This window comes from Candidatus Pantoea multigeneris (assembly GCF_011752615.1).
Taxonomy (GTDB): Bacteria; Pseudomonadota; Gammaproteobacteria; order Enterobacterales; family Enterobacteriaceae; genus Pantoea; species Pantoea multigeneris.
The window spans coordinates 416,790-438,033 of the sequence record NZ_VWXF01000002.1; the positions used below are offsets into that span (position 1 = coordinate 416,790).

Here is a 21,244-nt window from a genome sequence, read left to right on the forward strand (position 1 = left end):
GTTCCTCCGATGTCATTTGTGATTAATTGCCACCGGCGGGTCTGACAACAAAATCTGATGTAATTGATAATTATCGTTAACGATGTCTGCCAGCGTGTAGTCATCTAACGCTAGCAAGAATTGTCGCGTGGCATTGTTTAAAGCAGATTTCAACCTACAAGCAGGAGAGATGGCGCAACTGCCGCAATCCACCAGTTCCAGCGGCTCCATTTTGCGCACCACCTCACCCACGACGATATCTTTAGCTGCCATGCCGAGGCGAATTCCGCCATTTTTACCCCGGACGGAGGAGACAAAGCCTGCACGACTCAGTTGATTGATGATTTTCACCATATGGTTACGCGAGACGCCATAGATATCGGTCACTTCGGTTATGCTGGTCAGTTTGCCTTCCGGCAGTGTGGCCATGTAGATCAGGGCACGCAGGCCATAATCTGTAAAACTTGTTAGCTGCACATTAACCTCAGCGGCTCATGAACCAGTACAGAGCACTTCTTTTGCGGGTGAATTTTTATCAGGGATCTGTTTTTAATTATGGATGATAAACCAGAGTGGCGGGATAAGTGCGATTTTTTCAGCACCGACAGGCTGAGAAGGAAAGAGAAAGGCCGGACAAAGCCGGCCTCTGATGATTATGCGTCGAACGGATCGCGCAGAATCATGGTCTCGCTGCGGTCTGGACCGGTAGAGATGATGTCAACCGGAACGCCGGTCACTTCTTCTACACGTTTGATGTAATCCAGCGCGGCTTGTGGCAGGCCATCGACAGATTTCACACCAAAGGTCTTCTCGCTCCAGCCTGGCATGGTTTCGTAGATCGGTTCGATCCCTTCCCAGTTCTCAGCAGCCAGCGGGGTTGTAGTCACTTCGCGGCCATCTGGCATACGGTAAGCAACACAGATTTTCACTTCTTTCAGGCCATCCAGCACGTCCAGTTTGGTCATGCAGAAACCAGACAGTGAGTTGATCTGTACCGCACGACGCACGGCAACTGCATCCAGCCAGCCAGTACGACGACGACGACCGGTGGTCGCACCAAACTCGTGACCCTGTGCACACAGGAATTCACCGGTTTCATCGAACAATTCAGTCGGGAATGGACCTGCACCCACACGGGTAGAGTAGGCTTTAACGATACCCAGCACGTAATCTACGTGACGTGGGCCGATGCCAGAACCAGTAGCTACGCCGCCAGCGGTGGTGTTTGAAGAGGTCACATACGGATAAGTACCGTGGTCGATATCCAGCAGCGTACCCTGTGCGCCTTCGAACATGATCAGATCGCCACGCTTACGCGCGCCATCCAGCAGTTCAGAAACATCAACAACCATGCCGGTCAGGATGTCTGCAACGGCCAGCGTATCTGCCAGGACTTTCTCGTAATCAACCGCGTCGGTTTTGTAGTAGTTCACCAGCTGGAAGTTGTAGTACTCAACAATTTCTTTCAGCTTAACGGCGAAGGTTTCTTTGTTGAACAGATCGCTTACGCGCAGGGCACGACGTGCCACTTTATCTTCGTAAGCAGGCCCGATACCACGGCCGGTAGTACCGATGGCTTTCGCGCCGCGTGCTTTTTCGCGCGCAACATCCATTGCAACGTGGTATTGCAGAATCAATGGGCAAGCTTCTGACAGCAGCAGACGTTCACGTACTGGCACACCGCGCTCTTCCAGGCCTTTCATCTCTTTCATCAGCGCTTCAGGAGACAATACAACGCCATTACCGATGATGCTGGTAACGTTATCACGCAGGATGCCTGAAGGGATTAAGTGGAGGACGGTTTTTTCACCGTTGATGACAAGTGTGTGGCCTGCATTGTGGCCACCCTGGTAACGCACTACATAGTTAGCACGTTCGGTCAAAAGGTCTACGATTTTACCTTTGCCTTCGTCACCCCATTGGGTGCCTAGTACAACGACGTTCTTACCCATTTTTTCAAAATCACCGATTGCTTAAAAAAGGATTCTAACACCGGTTTTTTTTGCTTTCAGCACTTTTAGCATACGATTGCGCAGTTTTTTGCCTGGGTTTTGATCATCACAACATCCTGGGGGTTGAAGACGTCTGGAAGCACAACCAAACGGCCTACTGCGGCGAATTTAGCCGCGATGCAGGCTGACCATCACGAAAATAACCACGCCAGCCACCACTAATCCACCGCCAAAACGGTGCAACAGGCGATCCGGGGTTTGCGCCATTGTCATAATCATGCGCCGCCAGATGCGAGGTAACAGCATCGGTCCCAATCCTTCTAACACCAGAACCAAAGCCAGCGCTGTCCATACGGTTGTTGTCATGCCCTTGCCTCAAAAAAAAGGCCGACAATCTTGTCGGCCAGAAGGTTATATCAGTAATTATCGCGTCGTGTTAGAGGGCGCTTTCATATATCGGAAGAAGTCGCTATCCGGGCTGAGCACCATAACGTCCTGATTATTCTGGAAGCTCTGCTCGTACGCGCGCAGGCTGCGAACAAAGGCATAGAAATCAGGATCCTGGCTGAACGCATCTGCATACAATTTTGCTGCTTCTGCATCGCCATCACCGCGGGTAATCAGTGCCTCACGCTGCGCTTCTGCCAGGGTTTTAGTGACCTGGTAGTCAGCCTGAGCACGCAGTTTTTCTGCCTCTTCCTGGCCTTGTGAACGCTGACTACGCGCTACCGCTTCACGCTCTGCACGCATACGGTTGAAGATGGCGTCAGACACTTCCGTAGGCAGGTTGATCTGCTTAATGCGTACGTCAACAACCTGAATACCCAGCGCGGCCATACTGTTCGGATTTGGCGCAGGCTCTTTGCTGTTGGTTTCACGTTCTACGCGTGCAGCAGCATCGGCAATTGCATCATCCGCCGCTGGCGTCTGCACTTCATCTTCACCTGAAGTACCGGTGTTAAGCGCATCACGCACGTCTGTTGTCAGGCGGCCGCGTGAGTCAGTCACGATATCTTTAACATCAAGACGACCCATTTCAGAACGCAGACGGTCACTGAACTTACGTTTCAGCAGCACTTCTGCCTGAGAAACATCACCACCGCCGGTGGCGAGGTAGTAGCGGCTGAAGTCACTGATGCGCCATTTGATGTACGAATCAACGATCAGGTCTTTCTTCTCTTTGGTGACGAAACGATCGGCCTGGTTATCCATGGTCTGCACGCGGGCATCCAGGGTTTTTACGCTCTCAAGGAATGGCACTTTGAAATGCAGACCCGGCGCATAAACCAGTGGCTTATTTTCATCATCACGCACCACTTTGCCAAAGCGTAATACAATCCCACGCTGGCCTTCTTGTACCACAAACAGTGACGCGTACAGCACCACCAGCGCGACAATCACAACTCCGATTATTGGCTTACGCATCGCTTATTCTCTCCCTTCGCGCTGAGTGTCGTTACGCAGAGCGTTGGCACGACGTTGGTCCAGGATACTCTCCGGGCTGTAAGATGAAGTGCTCCGGCTGGCATTGTTTTCTGACAGCGGCGGCAGTTTCATCAGGTTGGTGGACGTTTGTCCTTTTTGCCCGGTTGCCTGGCCACCCTGCAGCAGTTGATCCAATGGCAGTACCATCAGGCTGTTGCTGCGATCGTTGATCAGCACTTTACGCGTGTGGCTCAGCACACGTTCCATGGTTTCGATATACAAACGTTCTTTGGTGATCTGCGGGGCAGCTTTGTATTCAGGGAGAATTTTGGCAAAACGCGCCACTTCACCCTGCGCTTCCAGGACGGTACGTTCTTTATAAGCACGCCCTTCTTCCAGGATACGCTGCGCCTGACCGTTGGCTCGCGGCTGCACTTCGTTGGCGTAAGCTTCTGCTTCACGCACATACTGCTCACGGTTTTCACGTGCAGCAATTGCATCATCAAATGCGGCTTTCACCTCTTCCGGTGGGCGAGCCGCCTGGAAGTTAACGTCCAGCACCGAAATACCCATATTGTATGGGCGAATGGTCTCTTCGATTTCACGCTGGGTTTCGCTACGCACGACGGTACGACCTTCCGTCAGGATGCGGTCCATCGTGGAGCGGCCAATCACGCCACGCAGGGCGCTGTCCGTTGCCTGACGCAGGCTGTCATCCGGACTGTTAACCGCAAACAGGTAGCGGGCTGGATCGGTCACGCGATACTGTACGTTCATTTCTACGCGTACCACGTTCTCATCAGAAGTCAGCATGGTACCGGATGCAGCCAGCTCTCGTACCGCTTCAACGTTCACCGCCTGTACCTGATCGATAAAGGTCGGCTTCCAGTTCAGACCTGGCTCAACCAGATGACTGAACTTACCGAAGCGTGTTACGACACCACGTTCTGCTTCTTTGATGGTATAGAAACCACTGGCAGCCCAGATCACAACGACCGCAGCCGCAGCGATGCCGACAAGCTTGCCGCCATTTCCTGCGCCACGCGTGCCGTTATCACCTGACTTGCCTCCGCCAAATCCACCGAGTTTTTTACTCAGCTTGCGGAAGATATCGTCTAAATCAGGAGGCCCTTGATCGCGACCTCCCTTATTTCCCCCAGAGTTGCCGCCTTGATTATTGCTGCTTCCCCACGGGTCGCGGTCTTGTCCGTTGTTGCCGGGCTGATTCCACGCCATGTTTCCACTCCATTATTTATGTTCATTGTATTGGCTAGCAGCAGTTGCCACCCGATTTTGCTGTCAGGTGGCTCTTTTACGCATTGTTGCTGCGAGACAAATGACGTTACGCCTTGTTACAGCTTATCTTCTTTTGAGTAAGCGCGTTTAGGCAACTTGTCAAACAATGTAAGTTGTCAGGGATGGTTCTTGCTTACACAGACGCCGCCAGTCCACTATTGGCATTCGTACGTGCAGCCCAATCGAACCATCTTCGTCATTCCACTCTTTTTCTATGGCATGCAGTTGGTAAAACCGGCTACGCAGTCGCCCGGCTTCTGGCGGCAAACGCAGATCGTACTGGGCTATCTCTCCAGCCAGCCGCTCTGACAGTGCTTGCCTGAGCTGCGGAAGGCCAACACCGGTCTGAGCAGAAAGCCAGACCCGTACCGGTTTGTTCTCTTCATCACGATCGATCCGCGGGACGAAGTCATCCAGCATATCGATTTTGTTCATGACGTGTAGCGTGGGGATCTCATCCGCTTCAATCTCTTCCAGCACCGTTTCTACCGCTTCAATATTCTCAGTCAGCCTGAGATCTGCGGCATCAATAACGTGCAGTAGCAGCGTGGCTTCACGCGTTTCCTGCAAAGTGGCTTTGAATGCAGCGACTAAATCGTGGGGAAGATGGCGAATAAAGCCTACTGTGTCCGCTAATACCACCTCGCCAACATCCGCCACATTCAGGCGACGCAGGGTGGGATCCAGGGTTGCGAATAGCTGATCTGCGGCATACACATTGGCCGAGGTCACCGCATTAAACAGCGTAGATTTACCGGCGTTGGTGTAGCCAACCAGCGAGACAGTGGGAATATCCGCTTTTGCACGCGCCTGACGCCCCTGTTCACGCTGTTTTTCAACGCGCTCAAGACGGCTGATAATCAGGCTAATACGGTTGCGGAGTAAGCGACGGTCAGTCTCTAACTGAGTTTCACCTGGACCACGCAAACCGATCCCGCCTTTCTGACGTTCAAGGTGTGTCCAACCACGTACAAGACGTGTAGCAAGATGGCGTAACTGTGCCAGCTCGACCTGCAATTTACCCTCATGGGTGCGGGCGCGCTGGGCAAAAATATCCAGAATCAAGCCCGTACGGTCGACGACTCGACATTCGCACAGACGCTCAAGATTTCGTTCCTGGGCAGGAGATAAGGCATGATCGAATAAAACGACCGATGCTCCACTCGATTTTACCGCATCGGCAATTTCAACGGCTTTTCCTTCACCGACAAAATATTTGGGGTGTGGCGCTTTACGGCTTCCGGTAATAACCTGTAGCGCTTCTACGCCAGCGGAAGAGACCAGAGTTTCAAACTCCTGCAAATCTTCCAGCTCTTTGTCCTGGGAAAACCAGATGTGTACCAATACGGCCTGCTCACCGGCTTCATAACGGTCAAACAAGCTTTAACCTCGCTTAAAATAAAAGACCAGAACGGAGAGCACTGGCTCCCCATCCTGGTGACACGACTAAGCGCGAAATTACTCGGCGCTATCGCCGTCTTGCTGTGGCTGAGACTGAGCGGATGGGTTGCTACCGCTATGGTGGTAATTACTGCCGCTGCCGCCGGTATTGTTGCTATGGTGAGAAACCGGGCGAGACGGAACAACAGTAGAGATAGCGTGTTTATACACCATCTGGCTGACTGTGTTTTTCAGCAGGATCACGAATTGATCGAAAGATTCGATCTGGCCTTGCAGTTTGATACCGTTGACCAGATAAATCGAAACCGGAACACGTTCGCGACGCAGAGCGTTTAAAAACGGGTCTTGTAGTGATTGCCCCTTAGCCATTCTATCTTTTCCTTATATGATTGTTTATTACTATTAGAACCGTTGGTTCTGAAAAAAAGCGACGTAAAATTTGCGCACGAAAACCCGTCAATTGTACACATCACCCCTGTTTCGCACCAAGAACCTGTAACACGGTTTCTTGCGCTGAATCAGGCCTGTCGCTATCTAGCCAATGTACATCTGGCCAGCCGCGTAACCAGGTGATTTGACGCTTAGCAAGCTGCCGGGTTGCGCAAATTCCCCGATAAACCATCTCGTTGTAATCAATTTCGCCAGAAAGATAAGACCACATCTGACGGTAGCCGACACAACGAATGGAAGGCATGTCCGTATGCAAATCACCTCGTGCGAACAGAGCCCGAGCCTCCGCTTCAAATCCCGACTGCAACATCTGTTCAAAACGTAACGCGATGCGTTGGTGTATCAGTTCCCGGCTCGAAGGTGCAATCGCAAACTGGTACACGTCGTAGGGTAACGCTTCTCCAGAGGTTTTTGTCAGTTCTGTTAAAGTTTTACCCGAAATAAAAAAAACTTCCAGTGCTCGCGAAAGTCTCTGTGGATCATTCGGATGAATACGATTTCCGGCTACCGGGTCGATTTCACATAACTGGCGGTGCAGAGCTTCCCACCCTTGTTCACCTGCCATCTGTTCAATCCGTTGTCGCACGGCGGGATCGGCCGCTGGCAACGGGGATAATCCTTCCAATAATGCCTTGAAGTAAAGCATTGTCCCACCCACCAACAACGGAATTTTTCCATTACGGGTGATTTCAGCCATTTCTGCCAAAGCATCGCGACGAAATTCAGCGGCAGAGTAACTTTCCGCCGGATCGCGAATATCCAGCAAGCGATGGGGAGCTTGTGCTAACTCATCTTCGGAAGGCTTCGCCGTACCAATGTCCATCCCACGATAGATTAAGGCAGAGTCCACGCTAATAAGTTCAACCGGTAATCGTTTTCTTAACGATATTGCCAGTGCTGTTTTACCGGAGGCAGTTGGCCCCATCAAAAAAATGGCCTTGGGACGGCCAGCCAGGTTCATCTCACTCATACTTCAACGCGTTAAGTGCGCTCTCAATCTCAATGGGCTGTAATAATCCGGGAGGCGGTGCTTTTAAAAGCTGCGGACAGAGTCGTTCCAGTTCAGCTAACAGCGCAATCGCCTGTGAATGATTCCAGTGAACCGGTTCAGCTTCTTCACGTTGTGCCAACCAGAGGGCCAACTGTGTTGCTGCACTGGCCGGGTGGCGGGCGAGATAGCCTAGCAGTTCTGGAATCAAGATTTGTAAATTCTGTGCTCGTAAGGGTAAAGGTACTGCACGCAGCGTCACATGATCGCCTTCAGTGACAATATCCACGCCCATTTGGGTCAATAAGGCGGCATTATCCTGCACTGCGCGCTTTTCTTCAGCCGCAATTTTTAAGCGCACTGGAATGAGCAGCGGCTGCGGCTTTAGCCCCTCATCACCTGGCGACAACTGTGCCTGTTTAAGCCAGCGGTTCGCCATGGGCAACGCCAACAATAGAAGTGCTCCCTGCTGCTCCAGTAAAGCATAGTGTTGCTGAACCACCGTTAATACCCGACCAAAGCTTTGAATGTGAGCTGCCAGCGGCGCTTCGGCCTGTACCGCAGCACGCGGCTTTTCGACAGTTTCTACCGGAGGGTTTAACGATTCAGTGCGCGCAGGGGTACGAAGCAGCTGTTGATATACCGCCCCTTCACGCTTCTTATAGCCCTCTTCACGCTGCTGCCACTGGTTAAAACTGCCAGCACCGCTGTTTTCACTGCGCTGTGGCTCCCGCGCCGGGCTTTGGTAATCAGCCACTGGTTCACGGGCGGTTGGCGTCTGCTCACGTACCTGAGGTTCACGGGCAAAATGATTACTGCCCGCCGCCTGACGGTTCTCCGGTAACGTCGGTTCACTTCCTGCTGGTTGGCAGGCCTGTAATGCCGTAACCACGCCTTGATAGATAAAATCATGTACCAGCCGCGATTGGTGAAAACGCACTTCATGCTTGGCCGGATGCACGTTGACATCGACCTGATGGGGATCGATCTCCAGATACAGCACGTAAGCGGGCTGCTGCTCATCTTGTAGTTGCGTTTGGTAGGCCTGGCGGATCGCATGATTAATGAGTTTGTCACGCATCATGCGGCCATTAACGTAGCAGTACTGTAAGTCCGTCACCTGCCGTGACCCTGCGGGATCGGCCACCCAGCCGCGCAGTGCCAGGCCATCATGCTGCCAGTCAATCCGCAGAGCATGCTGGATAAAAGGCGTGCCGCAGATGGCCCCTAATCGTCTTTCGCGCTGTGCATCATCCGCCACACCACGATACTGGCGCACCAGTTTGCCATTGTGGCTCAGTGAGATCGACACATCGAAGCGCGCCAGCGCAATACGGCGAATCACTTCATCAATATGGGTAAATTCGGTTTTTTCTGTGCGCATAAATTTGCGCCGCGCCGGTGTGTTGTAAAACAGGTCGAGCACTTCAAGCGTGGTGCCAACGGGATGCGCGGCAGGTTTCACCGTCACCGCCATGTCCCGCCCTTCTGCATACGCCTGCCAGGCCTCGTTTTGGCTTGCTGGCCGTGAGGTCAGCGTAAGGCGTGAGACCGAGCTAATACTCGCCAACGCCTCCCCGCGAAAACCGAGGCTGACAATCGCTTCAAGATCGTCAAGAGACGCTATTTTGCTGGTGGCGTGACGAGCCAGCGACAGCGCCAGCTCCTCTTTGCTGATACCACAACCGTTATCGCGGATGCGAATCAGCTTCGCACCGCCTTTTTCGATATCCACATCTATGCGGGTAGCCCCGGCATCCAGACTGTTCTCCACCAGTTCTTTCACTACCGATGCAGGACGTTCAACCACTTCGCCTGCGGCAATCTGGTTGGCTAACTGCGGCGGTAATATCTGAATTGGCATACTGAGTATCCTTAGCGCTTACGGGTTCAGGAAGCTGGGATTTTCAGGTTCTGACCCAGCATTACATTGGTGGATTTCATATTATTCGCCTGCATAATCGCTTTGGCGCTTACCCCATAGTGCGCAGCGATGGCGGTAAGGGAATCTCCACGTACCACCTTATGCCGTTGCGGTACAACGCGAGCTGCACTTTTCACTGGCGCTGCTGCCGCGCTAGCAGGCACTTTCAGCCGCTGTCCCACCCACACCACATCACGCTTAAGGCGGTTAAGATCGCGTAACGTAGCCATACTAACGCCATAGCGCGCGGCAATCCCCGATAAGGTTTCACCGCGTGTGACCACATGACGCTGCACTGCCCCGGTGTACTGCGTGGTGCCGGAGGCAGGATTACTGGCCACGCTCACCGGTTCCGGCGAGCTCATTGGCCGATTTTCCTGCTTTGGGACGTTCTGAAACGGATGCGCCAGGAAATAATTACGCAGGCCGTGATAAATCGCCTGTGCAATTTTCTCCTGATAAGCGCTACTGCCGAGCAGTCGCTCCTCCGAGGCATTACTGATGAAGCCAGTTTCCACTAACAGCGAGGGAATATCCGGCGAACGCAACACACCAAGGCTGGCATGTTCAGGTAAGCGCTTATGCAGCGGTGTAAAACTGCGTAGCTGTTGTAAGACTTTTACTGCCACATCGTAGCCAACGCGCTGTGAGTGGCCGAATTGCAGGTCCAGCACCGCCTGGCTCAGGTAGGGATCAGCCTGGGAATTTGCCAGCAGGTCACCCGCGCCGCCTAGCAATTCTGATTGCTTCTCTTTTTGCTCCAGCCAGTTCGCCATTTCGTTATTGGCACGACGATTGGACAGCACCCAAACAGAAGCGCCGGTAGCCGCGTGGCTTGGTGCGGCATCCGCATGAATCGAAACCAGCAGGCTGGCGTTCTCTTTACGCGCGACTTCTGAGCGTCCCATTACGGAGATAAAGTAGTCACCATCACGGGTCAGGACCGGTTTAAACATCGGGTCACGACTCATTATCGCCTTCAGCTTACGTGCAATGGCGATAGTGACATTTTTCTCGTGCAGGCCATGCTGACCCGTCGCACCAGGATCTTGTCCACCGTGACCGGCATCAATCGCCACCACGACCACGGCATTGCGCGTCACAGCTCCGCCAGGATGAACAGTCGTATTGGTGTTGGTCACGACCGGAGCCGCAGGTTGCGTAAAGGGATTCCCCTGTTTGGCGACCGTCACCGGCGCAGTATTGCGAGATGCCGTAACTGGTGTGTTCCCTTTGATAGTGAACACCACGCGGTATGTCCCACCTTCACGCTGAGTCACCGCGCGGGTCTTCGCCGTTTGGGTTAATTCCAGTACCAGGCGAATACTCTGTTTATCTTGTGGCGTACTGGTACGGATACGTTTCAGCAGGTTGTCCCCACTGAAATTAAGTGGCAGACCTTTAATCACACCACTCTGACGGATATCCAATACGACCCGGTTCGGGTTGTGCAGCGGGAAGAAGCCATACACCGGCTGGCCACTAAAGGTCAGTGTGACCGTGGCCTGGTCCCGATTATTATCCACTTTGATGTCGGAGAGATTAGCAGCCCAACCGACGCTGGAGACCATTAGCAACAGCGCCATCAGCGCTAGCTTCATCCTTGTCATCATGCAGGCTTCCCACCTTGCGCGCAGGCGCTGAGCAGGGTTTCTCCGTAGGCGCTGTGCGCTTCCAGTTCGGCTTCACGCGCGTCACCGACATAGCGCAGGTTCAGCACCAGATCCGGGGCGGGCAAGAAACCTTCGCCCTGCTGCGGCCACTCAACCAGACAGATAGCATCACCGCTGAAGTAATCACGAATGCCCATAAACTCCAGCTCTTCAGGATCGGCCAGGCGATACAGGTCAAAGTGGTACAGGGTACGATTGCCCAGGGTGTAGGGTTCGACGAGCGTATAGGTTGGGCTTTTAACATTGCCCTGATGGCCCAGCGCTTGTAAAAAGCCACGGCTAAAAGTGGTCTTTCCTGCGCCAAGATCGCCATATAAATAAATCACGACCGCATCCTGGCTCACGCGGGCCAGTTGCGCACCTAATTGCAGGGTAGCAGCCTCATCGGGCAACGGGATAATACAGCTTTTCATACTTTCTTATGGGACCATCTCTGGATTAACAAACTGCCACAGCGTCTCGAACAAATCCGTCGCCAGCATACCACGCGTTCCTCGCTGCGCTGCAACCGCATCTGCCGCTGCGCCATGTGCAACGCATCCGGCACAGGCAGCGTCATACAATGAGAGATGCTGACCAATGAAAGCGGCAATAATGCCACTCAACACATCCCCCATACCGCCAGAAGCCATGCCAGCATTGCCTACATCGGCAATCGCCTGCTCACCGCTCTCATTGGCTATTAGGGTGCCAGCACCTTTCAGTACCACGATGCCGCCATAACGTTGCACCAACTTTTGCAGCGCCTGGAAACGATCGCTTTCCACTTCCTGAATAGAGATGCCAAGTAAACGCGCAGCCTCACCGGGGTGAGGCGTGATAACACGATTTTGACGCTTCTCAGGACTGATTGCCAGCAGGTTAAGTGCATCTGCATCCCACAGCATTGGCTTATTACATTTTTTTACCTGTTCCAGTGCTTGCTGGCCCCATTCGCGCTGCCCTAAACCGGGTCCAATCACTATCACCTCGGCCCATTCCAGGGCGGATTCCAGCGTGCTTTGGCTGAGTACATCCACCATCAACTCGGGTCGGGCCGTGAGGATCGGCTGAACATTGTCAGCATGGGTGAGAATGCGTACCAACCCAGCCCCGGCGCGCAAAGCCGCTTCGCCGGTCATTCGGATAGACCCTGCCGTGCCATTGTCGCCCCCCACCACCAGCAATCGCCCATGACTGCCTTTGTGGGAAGAGGGCTTACGCGGCGGCAACCAATGGCTGAGCGCACTGGCATCGTAACGACGAATGGGCGCACTCTGCCCCGCAAGAAAGGTCGATAAGCCGAGATCGTGACAAAAAAGCTGTCCGGTATAATCTCGCGCCTTCGCCGTGAGCTGCCCCGCTTTCAGCACAATAAAACTCAACGTCTGCGCCGCGCAGATCGCCTCACCATATGCCGTACCATAAGCCGCCGACAAACCGGAGGGCATATCCAGGGAAAAGATCGCCGCAGGATGGGCATTTGCCAGAGTGATAAGATGGGCATAAGGTTCGGCGACAGGACGATTAATCCCCGTCCCCAACAACGCATCGACAATCAGATCGACCTGTTCTGGCCAGGCTTTCTGGGTTGAATGCAGCACGCCCCCCGCTTCCAGCCAGGCCTCTTGTGCGCGCTGCGCTTCATCAGGGAGTGGCTTACTGCTCTCACAGGCGATGACAGTGACGTGAATACCGGCAGCCTGAGCCAGACGAGCCACCACATATCCATCGCCACCATTGTTACCGTGGCCACAGAGTATGAGCCAGTGCCGAGCCTCCGGCCAGGCGGCCCGTGCATGTTCATAGGCGGCCTGCCCGGCGCGCAGCATTAATTCATCAAGGGTGATGCCCAATGCATCTGCGCCCTGCTGCTCCAGTAGGCGAAGCGCCTGCGCAGGCCAGACAGAATATGGTAAACTATCAGGGTTTGTTTTCGACTGCCGGTTCCTCATGTCATACCCTCTTGATCTTCATCAACTCGCTGACCTCATTAAGCAGTGGGGGCTGGAACTTGGCTTCCAGCAGGTCGGCATTGCCGATACCGATCTCAGCGCCGAAGAGCCGAAACTGCAGGCCTGGCTGGACAAGCAGTATCATGGCGAAATGGCGTGGATGGAACGTCATGGCATGATGCGCGCACGTCCACACGAATTATTGCCCGGCACTTTACGGGTGATCAGCGTGCGGATGAATTATCTCCCTGCCAAAGCTGCTTTTGCCAGCACGCTGAAAAACCCCGAGCTGGGCTATGTTAGCCGTTACGCGCTGGGCCGCGACTATCACAAAGTATTACGCAATCGCCTGAAAAAGCTTGGTGAAATGATTCAGGAACACTGCGGTAAACTGAACTTTCGTCCGTTTGTCGATTCTGCGCCGTTGATGGAGCGCCCTCTGGCGGTGAAAGCGGGCCTTGGATGGACCGGCAAGCACTCTTTGATCCTGAATCGAGAGTCGGGATCCTGGTTTTTCCTTGGCGAGTTGCTGATTGATCTCCCCCTGCCCATCGACAACGCACAGCCTGAGCAGTGTGGCCGCTGCGTTGCCTGTCTGACGATTTGCCCCACTAACGCCATTGTCGAGCCTTACGTCGTCGATGCGCGGCGCTGCATCTCCTATCTGACCATTGAACTGGAAGGAGCGATTCCCGAAGAGTTTAGGCCGTTAATGGGCAACCGTATTTATGGTTGTGATGACTGCCAACTTATCTGCCCATGGAACCGCTATGGTCAGTTGACCGACGAAGAAGATTTTTCACCACGCGCCGCGTTACATACGCCGCAGTTGATTGATCTGTTCAGCTGGAACGAAGCGAAATTTCTACGCGTCACGGAAGGATCGCCAATTCGCCGTATCGGTCACCTGCGCTGGTTGCGGAATATTTCGGTCGCATTAGGCAATGCGCCCTGGTCTGCTGAAGCCGTGGCGGTGTTACAGCAGCGTCAAGGGGAAGACCCGATGCTGGATGAGCATATCGAGTGGGCACTGGCGCAGCAGTCGCAAAAGCGTCAGGAAATGACCATTGAGGTTCAGCCCGCACAGCAGAAAAGGTTGGTCAGAGCCATTGAGAAGGGATTGCCACGCGATGCGTGATTTGGAAAAGGGTTTTCCACATGCTGTGAATAAAAATAAAAATCTCTTGTCATTCAATTATTACCTGCGCTGCAAGCGCACTGAATAACAAAATGAAAGAATATCATTTCTTTTAATAACAATAAGTTATGTCACAACGATCATCTTTTAAGATTTTTCTTTACATCTTGCTTACAAGTATGCGCTGTGGATAAGTCTGTTTAAAACAGTTTTGCAACGTCTGAAAAACAGCCGAAAAACGAGGCATATTGTTGTGGATAAGTAGTAGGGAGAAAAAATTTGGAGCGGGAAACGAGACTCGAACTCGCGACCCCGACCTTGGCAAGGTCGTGCTCTACCAACTGAGCTATTCCCGCATCATCGAATGTTTTAGTTCACGCTAAGGTGAAAACTAATCCATTGATTTTGAATGGTCTGGTATAAATTTTATTTGGAGCGGGAAACGAGACTCGAACTCGCGACCCCGACCTTGGCAAGGTCGTGCTCTACCAACTGAGCTATTCCCGCATCATCTCAACCATTCAATTTGCAACGGCGTCACCGCTGGGTGGCAAACTGAAGGTCTGGATTTTTTGAATCTTTTTTTACGCGCTACACGGAAAATCATGATTCTTGGTTTTTGTACTGCACGAGTAATTGGAGCGGGAAACGAGACTCGAACTCGCGACCCCGACCTTGGCAAGGTCGTGCTCTACCAACTGAGCTATTCCCGCAACATCTTCACTTTCAACTCATCACTGCGTGATGCATTAAGAGTGCTGATTTTCACTCGTCGCACCGAAATAAATTCTTCATCGGTACGGGGTGCGCATTATACGAGAATTCTTTTGCTCTGCAAGAGTCTGAAAGCAAAATTTTGCGCTTTTTGTTTGTTTGCTGCTTAAATCAGCAAAGCGCTGATTTAAGCAGCACTTTTGGTACTTACAGCTGTAAAAAATGTTCGCGATAGTAAGACAGCTCTGCCACCGACTCGCGAATATCATCCATTGCCTGATGCGTTCCGGCTTTTTTAAAGCCTGGCAGGATCTCAGGTTTCCAACGGCGCGCCAGTTCTTTCAGCGTGCTGACGTCGAGATAACGATAATGGAAGTAGGCTTCCAGTTCTGGCATGTATTTGAACAAGAAGCGGCGATCCTGGCCGATACTGTTACCACAAATCGGTGAACTGTTGGCTGGCACCCACTGCTTGAGGAATTCGAGCGTCGCTAACTCGGCTGCCCGGTCGTCAAACTGACTGGCTTTGACGCGTTCAACCAGGCCGCTGCCGGTATGGGTACGGACATTCCACTCATCCATCAGGGCTAACTGGGCATCAGACTGATGCACTGCCAGCGTTGGGCCTTCAGCCAGGATATTGAGATTGGCATCCGTCACCAGCGTAGCGATCTCAATAATGCGGTCGCGCTCGGGATCGAGACCGGTCATTTCCAGATCGATCCAAATCAGATTGTTTTCATTGCCCTGAGTCATGGGGTTTCCTGCAGTTGACGTAAAAATTGGCCTGTTACGGTGCTCAACCTGAGTTGAAAGCCGCGTAATAAGTTAAAAGCCCTGAATTAGGTGTATCATAGACGTTTTGCCCAGCGGGGCGAAGCCTGGCGAAAAACCTGTGAGGATGCGTGAGCAAGAATAAACTGTCTAAAGGTCAACAGCGGCGCGTAAGCGCTAACCATCAGCGTCGATTACAGACCCGGGAAAAACCGGAGCCTGACGATAACCTGTTTGGTGAAGCTACCGATGGCATGGTAATCAGCCGTTTCGGAATGCACGCTGATGTAGAAGACAGCGCAGGTGTGGTACACCGCTGTAATATCCGCCGTACTATCCGCTCGCTGGTCACTGGCGATCGCGTGGTATGGCGCGCTGGCCTTGAGAGCGGCGGTAAGGGGATTGTCGAAGCCGTCCACGATCGGCAAAACGTCCTGACTCGGCCAGACTATTATGACGGCGTCAAACCTATCGCCGCCAATATCGATCAGATTGTGATTGTTTCTGCCATTCTGCCGGAATTATCACTCAACATCATCGATCGCTACCTGGTCGCCAGTGAAACCCTGGGGATTGAGCCGCTGCTGGTATTGAACAAAGTCGATTTACTGGATGATGCAGCGCTGGCCTTTGTTGAAGAACAGATGGATATCTATCGTCACATTGGCTATCGCGTGCTGCTGGTCTCCAGCCACCGTAAAAATGGCCTGGCCGATTTAGAAGCCGCGCTGACGGGCCGCATCAGTATTTTTGCAGGCCAGTCAGGCGTAGGGAAATCCAGCTTGCTGAACGCACTCCTTGGCTTTAACAGCCAGGATCAGAGTGAAATTCTGACCAATGACGTTTCAGACGTCTCAGGTTTGGGTCAGCACACAACGACCGCAGCACGGTTGTATCACTTCCCGCATGGCGGTGACGTGATTGACTCACCGGGCGTGCGTGAGTTTGGTTTATGGCACCTGGAAGCGGAACAAATCACCCAGGGCTTTGTCGAATTTCGCGAGTTCCTTGGCACTTGTAAATTCCGTGACTGTAAGCATGGCAACGATCCCGGTTGTGCATTGCGTGAAGCGGTGGAAAACGGCGTGATCAATGAGTCTCGCTTCGATAATTACCACCGCATTCTGGAAAGCATGGAACAAGTGCAGGTAAAAACGCGTAAAAACTTTTCCGCTAGCGATGATTAAGCGCTAGAAAGGCAGATTCGCCAATAAATCAGGGCGCTGCTACAATCCGCCCCTTTTGCTGCCCCATCTACTGGGGTACTGCGAAATATTCACGAGATAGCCAGGAGGCTAAAGTGCTTGATCGTTTAAAACTCGGCTTGAATCATCTTCTCCCGAAAAAAGGGCTTACCGAACTCGCGGGTTGGGGTGCCAGCAAACGGGGTGGCTGGTTGACCAAAGCCGTCATTGATGTGTTTGTCTGGTTTTATAAAGTCGACATGGCAGAAGCGCAAAAGCCTGACACTGCCAGCTATCGCACCTTCAATGATTTCTTTGTGCGTCCGCTGAAGGATGGCGCACGTCCGATTGATGCCGATGCCAATCTGGTGGTATTGCCTGCCGATGGTGCCGTGAGCCAGTTGGGGCGTATCGAAGGCGATCAAATTTTCCAGGCTAAAGGTCACTACTACAGTATTGATGCACTGTTAGCCGGTAACGAAGCGATGGCAGAGAAGTTCTGCGAAGGTGAATTCATCACCACCTATCTGGCCCCACGCGATTATCACCGGGTACACATGCCTTGCAACGGCATTTTACGTGAAATGATCTACGTACCAGGCGATCTCTACTCAGTTAACCCTCTGACTGCGCGCAACATCCCTAACCTGTTTGCCCGCAACGAGCGCGTCATTTGCTACTTTGATACGGATATCGGCCCGATGGTGCAAATCCTGGTGGGTGCGACCATTGTTGGTAGCATTGAAACTGTCTGGGCGGGCACCATTACGCCTCCGCGTGAAGGCGTGATCAAACGCTGGCACTACCCGGCTGCTGACCATGAAGGTGCCGTAGTGTTGCTGAAAGGTCAGGAGATGGGACGCTTTAAGCTCGGTTCTACCGTGATTAACCTGTTTGCACCGGGCCGCGTCAAACTGGCTGAAAGCCTTGAGCCAGAAAGCAAAACCCGTCTCGGTCAACCGCTGGCGCTGGTTCTGCCGCAGGCAGACAACATCGCCGATTCCGCTGAATAACCTGAGCCTTTCCCCGTGCGTACCCTCTTGATTCTCCTGCTGAGCCTCTGGCTCAGCAGTACTGCCTTCGCCGCTGGCGTACCGGATGCGAGCCAGTTAAAACAGTCACTGGAAGAGGCCAAAGCGGCCAAAACCAGTCCAACTCAGACCGAACAGGTTCAGGTGCTGGAAGCCGCGCTGAGCTCCCTCAATCAACGTGATACGTCACTGGAACATACCAAACAGTATCAGCAGGTGATTGATGATTTCCCGCGCCTGGCGCGTGAACTACGTCAGCAGACCGCCGCGCTAGAAAGCAGCAGCAGAAGCGTGCGCAGCAATATGAGCAGTGCCGAGCTGGATCAAGAAATCTTGCAGGTCAGCAGCCAGTTACTGGAAGAGAGCCGTCTGACCCAACAAGAGCAGGATCGCGCCCGCGAAATCAGTGATTCCCTCTCGCAGCTTCCGCAGCAGCAAACCGACGCGCGCCGAACGATGGCCGAAGCAGGCCAACGCCTGCTCACGGTGGCTAATAACGGCACGCCGTTGGCACTGGCGCAAGTTGCGGCCAGGCAGGCAGAAAGCGCTGCCAGCAAAGCGTTGGTGGATGAGCTGGAGTTGGCACAACTGTCCGCCAATAATCGCCAGGAACTGGCGCGGATGCGGGCAGATTTGCACCAGCAAAAAGCCTCGCAGTTGGATGCCTACCTACAGGCCCTGCGTAATCAATTAAACAATCAGCGCCAGCGTGAAGCCGAGCTGGCTTTGGCGCGTACCGAAGAGTTAGCAGAAAACAGCGGCGATATGCCACCGGCAATTAGCGAGCAGTTTCGGGTTAACCGCGATCTCTCTTCATCGTTGAACCAGCAGGCACAACGCATGGATCTTGTCGCCTCGCAGCAGCGCCTGGCGACTAATCAGATCATTCAGGTACGTCAGGCACTCAGCACCCTCCGTGAACAGTCACAGTGGCTGGGGACTTCGAACCTGCTGGGTGAGGCGTTGCGTGCGCAGGTCGCCCGGCTCCCCGATATGCCCAAGAATCAGCCGATTGATGCTGAAATGGGCCAGCTGCGCGTCCAGCGTCTCTATTTTGATAATCTGTTGCAAAAGCAGGATTCGCTACGTAATGCCAGCCAACCTGATGGCACCCCATTCACCAACGAGCAAAAGCGCATTCTCGACGCGCAGTTGAAAACCCAGCGTGAACTGCTGAATTCTCTGATTTCCGGCAGCGATACGCTGATTCTGGAAATCACCAAACTGCAAGTTGCGAATACACAGTTGCAGGATGCGCTCGCGGAGGTTCAGGAAGCGACTCACCGCTATCTGTTCTGGACCGCCGACATTAGCCCCATCAGCCTGAGCTACCCGGTAGATGTCGCGCGCGACCTCACGCGGTTACTGTCTCTGGATACCCTCGGCCAGTTGGGTAAAGCTATCGCGATGATGTTCACCAGCCAGGAAACGCTGTTGCCGGTAATCGGCGCGCTGTTACTGGTCGGCTTCAGCATCCGCACGCGTCGACATTTCCACACCTTTATGGAACGTGCCGCCAGCAAAGTCGGTAAAGTGACCCAGGACCGCTTTGGCCTGACACTGCGCACGGTGCTGTGGTCCATTCTGGTGGCGATTCCGCTGCCGGTATTGTGGGCCACCCTCGGCTATGGCCTGCAACACGCCTGGCCTTATCCGATCGCAGTTGCGGTCGGAGACGGCATTACCGCTACGCTGCCGCTACTGTGGGCCTTTATGATCAGCGCGACGTTTGCCCGTAGCGATGGCCTGTTTATTGTCCATTTCCGTTGGCCACAAGTCCGCGTTGCACGTGCAATGCGCTACTACTCGCTGACCATCGGCCTGATCGTGCCGCTGATCATGCTGTTAATCGCCTTTGCTAACCTGGAAGATCGCCAGTTCTCAGCCACGCTGGGGCGACTGTGCTTTATCTTGATCTGCGGCGCATTGAGCATTGTTACCGTCAGCCTAAAACGTGCAGGCATCCCGCTTTATCTCGATAAAGAGGGCAATGGCGATAACATCATTAACCGCATCCTGTGGAACATCATGATTGCGATTCCACTGGTCGCCGCACTGGCCTCAACGCTGGGCTATCTGGCGACCGCTCAGGCGTTGCTGGCACGTCTGGAGACATCGGTTGGGATCTGGTTCCTGCTCCTGGTGATTTATCACATTATTCGGCGCTGGATGTTGATCCAACGGCGGCGGCTCGCTTTCGATCGTGCTCGCCAGCGTCGTGCCGAAATGCTGGCTACACGTGCACGCGGTGAAGAGGAGAAAGAGCCCCTTTCCGCCGGTGAAGGCAGCATAGAGAATGAAGAACCGGTGGTCGATCTGGATGCCATCAGTGCGCAGTCATTGCGCCTGGTACGGTCGATTCTGACACTGCTGGCGTTGATTTCGGTTATTGCCCTGTGGTCAGAACTGCACTCCGCGTTCGGCTTCCTCGAGAACATCCGTTTGTGGGATGTCAGCACCACGGTTCAGGGCGTCGAAAGTATCCAGCCTATTACGCTGGGCTCGGTATTAATCGCCATTATCGTGCTGTTTATTACCACACAGCTGGTGCGAAACATGCCCGCACTGCTCGAGCTGGCACTGCTACAGCACATCGACTTACGCCCTGGCACAGGCTACGCCATCACCACCATCACGAAGTACTTACTGACGCTGATTGGTGGCCTGTTGGGCTTCTCTCTGCTGGGCATTGAGTGGTCAAAACTGCAATGGCTGGTCGCCGGTCTGACCGTTGGTCTGGGCTTCGGTTTACAGGAGATCTTTGCCAACTTTATTTCTGGTCTGATCATTCTGTTTGAGAAACCGATCCGCATTGGCGATACCGTGACGATCCGTGACTTAACGGGCAGCATCACCCGGATTAACACCCGAGCGACCACAATCACCGACTGGGACCGCAAAGAGATTATCGTGCCGAACAAGGCATTTATCACTGAGCAGTTTGTTAACTGGACGCTGTCTGACTCGGTTTCACGTGTGGTATTAACCATTCCAGCACCCGCACATGCTAATAGCGATGAGGTGACCAACCTGCTTCTCCAGGCGGCTAACCGCTGTAGCTATGTGCTGGACAACCCGACGCCGGATGTCTTCCTGGTGGATTTACAGCAGGGTATCCAACTGTTTGAACTTCGCATTTATGCGGCTGAGATGGGGCATCGTATGCCACTGCGTCACGAGCTACATCAGTTGATTCTGCAAGGGTTTGAAGCGCATGGGATTGAAATGCCCTTCCCGCCTTTCCAGATGCGTATGGAAAACGGCAGTAAAAAAATCCCGGCCAGCAATGGCACGCCTGCGGGGCGCAGTTACCGTTCGGGCGGTCTGTAACCGCAAAATAAAACCGCCCGGCTTACCGTCGGGCGGTTTTTTCGTTTTTGA

17 protein-coding genes and 3 tRNA genes are annotated in these 21,244 nt (G+C 53.4%); 4 read left to right on the plus strand and 16 right to left on the minus strand.

Annotation, left to right across the window (positions count from 1 at the left end; all coding sequences use genetic code 11):
• Nucleotides 1-12 precede the first annotated feature (12 nt).
• The 12 genes from nsrR to nnr all read right to left on the minus strand — a co-directional run bounded on the left by nsrR (nucleotide 13) and on the right by nnr (nucleotide 13,022).
• The gene (gene nsrR, locus F3J40_RS07375; protein ID WP_017347417.1) at nucleotides 13-456 is read right to left on the minus strand and encodes a nitric oxide-sensing transcriptional repressor NsrR; all 444 of its coding nucleotides are present in this window, start codon (nucleotides 454-456) and stop codon (nucleotides 13-15) included.
• A gap of 176 nt (nucleotides 457-632) precedes the next feature.
• The gene (locus F3J40_RS07380; protein WP_017347416.1) at nucleotides 633-1,931 is read right to left on the minus strand and encodes an adenylosuccinate synthase; all 1,299 of its coding nucleotides are present in this window, start codon (nucleotides 1,929-1,931) and stop codon (nucleotides 633-635) included.
• A gap of 168 nt (nucleotides 1,932-2,099) precedes the next feature.
• Nucleotides 2,100-2,297 carry a DUF2065 domain-containing protein gene (locus tag F3J40_RS07385; RefSeq protein ID WP_017347415.1) on the minus strand — a complete coding sequence of 66 codons (198 nt, stop codon included), beginning with the start codon at nucleotides 2,295-2,297 and terminating at the stop codon, nucleotides 2,100-2,102.
• 57 nt (nucleotides 2,298-2,354) lie between these two features.
• The gene (hflC, locus tag F3J40_RS07390) at nucleotides 2,355-3,356 is read right to left on the minus strand and encodes a protease modulator HflC (protein WP_017347414.1); all 1,002 of its coding nucleotides are present in this window, start codon (nucleotides 3,354-3,356) and stop codon (nucleotides 2,355-2,357) included.
• A gap of 3 nt (nucleotides 3,357-3,359) precedes the next feature.
• Nucleotides 3,360-4,592 (minus strand): FtsH protease activity modulator HflK, encoded by a 1,233-nt coding sequence (hflK, locus tag F3J40_RS07395; protein WP_167013334.1) that lies wholly within the window; start codon nucleotides 4,590-4,592, stop codon nucleotides 3,360-3,362.
• Between the two features lie 159 nt (nucleotides 4,593-4,751).
• Nucleotides 4,752-6,032 carry a ribosome rescue GTPase HflX gene (hflX, locus tag F3J40_RS07400; protein WP_167013342.1) on the minus strand — a complete coding sequence of 427 codons (1,281 nt, stop codon included), beginning with the start codon at nucleotides 6,030-6,032 and terminating at the stop codon, nucleotides 4,752-4,754.
• Nucleotides 6,033-6,110: 78 nt separating this feature from the next.
• A complete protein-coding gene (hfq, locus tag F3J40_RS07405) occupies nucleotides 6,111-6,422 on the minus strand; it encodes an RNA chaperone Hfq (RefSeq protein WP_017347411.1) in 312 nt (103 codons plus the stop codon).
• Between the two features lie 100 nt (nucleotides 6,423-6,522).
• On the minus strand, nucleotides 6,523-7,473 hold the full coding sequence (gene miaA / locus F3J40_RS07410) for a tRNA (adenosine(37)-N6)-dimethylallyltransferase MiaA (RefSeq protein ID WP_167013344.1): 951 nt from the start codon (nucleotides 7,471-7,473) through the stop codon (nucleotides 6,523-6,525).
• Nucleotides 7,466-9,355: a DNA mismatch repair endonuclease MutL gene (mutL, locus tag F3J40_RS07415; RefSeq protein ID WP_167013346.1), complete on the minus strand. Its 1,890-nt coding sequence runs from the start codon at nucleotides 9,353-9,355 to the stop codon at nucleotides 7,466-7,468. Before mutL ends, miaA begins: the two co-directional genes overlap by 8 nt.
• 26 nt (nucleotides 9,356-9,381) lie before the next feature.
• Complete coding sequence (gene amiB / locus F3J40_RS07420; RefSeq protein WP_167013347.1) at nucleotides 9,382-11,028, minus strand: N-acetylmuramoyl-L-alanine amidase AmiB; 1,647 nt, start codon at nucleotides 11,026-11,028, stop codon at nucleotides 9,382-9,384.
• Nucleotides 11,025-11,501, minus strand: coding sequence for a tRNA (adenosine(37)-N6)-threonylcarbamoyltransferase complex ATPase subunit type 1 TsaE (gene tsaE / locus F3J40_RS07425; protein WP_017347407.1), 477 nt, complete (start codon nucleotides 11,499-11,501; stop codon nucleotides 11,025-11,027). The genes amiB and tsaE overlap by 4 nt, the downstream gene beginning before the upstream one ends.
• A gap of 6 nt (nucleotides 11,502-11,507) precedes the next feature.
• Complete coding sequence (nnr, locus tag F3J40_RS07430) at nucleotides 11,508-13,022, minus strand: bifunctional ADP-dependent NAD(P)H-hydrate dehydratase/NAD(P)H-hydrate epimerase (RefSeq protein ID WP_167013349.1); 1,515 nt, start codon at nucleotides 13,020-13,022, stop codon at nucleotides 11,508-11,510.
• On the opposite strand from nnr, the gene queG reads away from it, so the two are divergent.
• A complete protein-coding gene (gene queG, locus F3J40_RS07435; RefSeq protein ID WP_167013351.1) occupies nucleotides 13,021-14,160 on the plus strand; it encodes a tRNA epoxyqueuosine(34) reductase QueG in 1,140 nt (379 codons plus the stop codon). The two genes, nnr and queG, sit on opposite strands and share 2 nt — an antisense overlap.
• Before the next feature lie 280 nt (nucleotides 14,161-14,440).
• Here the strand turns inward: queG and F3J40_RS07440 are convergent.
• The 4 genes from F3J40_RS07440 to orn form a co-directional block, all read right to left on the minus strand.
• A tRNA-Gly gene (locus tag F3J40_RS07440) sits at nucleotides 14,441-14,516 on the minus strand.
• 75 nt (nucleotides 14,517-14,591) lie between these two features.
• Nucleotides 14,592-14,667, minus strand: a tRNA-Gly gene (locus F3J40_RS07445).
• A gap of 130 nt (nucleotides 14,668-14,797) precedes the next feature.
• Nucleotides 14,798-14,873 (minus strand) — tRNA-Gly (locus tag F3J40_RS07450).
• A gap of 208 nt (nucleotides 14,874-15,081) precedes the next feature.
• On the minus strand, nucleotides 15,082-15,630 hold the full coding sequence (gene orn, locus F3J40_RS07455; RefSeq protein WP_017345579.1) for an oligoribonuclease: 549 nt from the start codon (nucleotides 15,628-15,630) through the stop codon (nucleotides 15,082-15,084).
• A gap of 149 nt (nucleotides 15,631-15,779) precedes the next feature.
• On the opposite strand from orn, the gene rsgA reads away from it, so the two are divergent.
• From rsgA to mscM, 3 genes are all read left to right on the plus strand, one after another.
• A complete protein-coding gene (gene rsgA, locus F3J40_RS07460; protein WP_017345578.1) occupies nucleotides 15,780-16,835 on the plus strand; it encodes a small ribosomal subunit biogenesis GTPase RsgA in 1,056 nt (351 codons plus the stop codon).
• A gap of 113 nt (nucleotides 16,836-16,948) precedes the next feature.
• Complete coding sequence (asd, locus tag F3J40_RS07465) at nucleotides 16,949-17,845, plus strand: archaetidylserine decarboxylase (RefSeq protein WP_167013353.1); 897 nt, start codon at nucleotides 16,949-16,951, stop codon at nucleotides 17,843-17,845.
• A 15-nt stretch (nucleotides 17,846-17,860) separates the two neighbouring features.
• Nucleotides 17,861-21,193 (plus strand): miniconductance mechanosensitive channel MscM, encoded by a 3,333-nt coding sequence (mscM, locus tag F3J40_RS07470; RefSeq protein WP_167013355.1) that lies wholly within the window; start codon nucleotides 17,861-17,863, stop codon nucleotides 21,191-21,193.
• Nucleotides 21,194-21,244 lie beyond the last annotated feature (51 nt).

Excerpts from the sequence above, each read along its gene's own strand:
- F3J40_RS07380 (WP_017347416.1), bottom strand. The coding sequence starts at position 1,931 with ATGGGTAAGAACGTCGTTGTACTAGGCACCCAATGGGGTGACGAAGGC.
- F3J40_RS07385 (WP_017347415.1), bottom strand. The coding sequence starts at position 2,297 with ATGACAACAACCGTATGGACAGCGCTGGCTTTGGTTCTGGTGTTAGAA.
- hflC (WP_017347414.1), bottom strand. The coding sequence starts at position 3,356 with ATGCGTAAGCCAATAATCGGAGTTGTGATTGTCGCGCTGGTGGTGCTG.
- hflK (WP_167013334.1), bottom strand. The coding sequence starts at position 4,592 with ATGGCGTGGAATCAGCCCGGCAACAACGGACAAGACCGCGACCCGTGG.
- hfq (WP_017347411.1), bottom strand. The coding sequence starts at position 6,422 with ATGGCTAAGGGGCAATCACTACAAGACCCGTTTTTAAACGCTCTGCGT.
- miaA (WP_167013344.1), bottom strand. The coding sequence starts at position 7,473 with ATGAGTGAGATGAACCTGGCTGGCCGTCCCAAGGCCATTTTTTTGATG.
- mutL (WP_167013346.1), bottom strand. The coding sequence starts at position 9,355 with ATGCCAATTCAGATATTACCGCCGCAGTTAGCCAACCAGATTGCCGCA.
- amiB (WP_167013347.1), bottom strand. The coding sequence starts at position 11,028 with ATGATGACAAGGATGAAGCTAGCGCTGATGGCGCTGTTGCTAATGGTC.
- tsaE (WP_017347407.1), bottom strand. The coding sequence starts at position 11,501 with ATGAAAAGCTGTATTATCCCGTTGCCCGATGAGGCTGCTACCCTGCAA.
- queG (WP_167013351.1), top strand. The coding sequence starts at position 13,021 with ATGTCATACCCTCTTGATCTTCATCAACTCGCTGACCTCATTAAGCAG.
- nnr (WP_167013349.1), bottom strand. The coding sequence starts at position 13,022 with ATGAGGAACCGGCAGTCGAAAACAAACCCTGATAGTTTACCATATTCT.
- orn (WP_017345579.1), bottom strand. The coding sequence starts at position 15,630 with ATGACTCAGGGCAATGAAAACAATCTGATTTGGATCGATCTGGAAATG.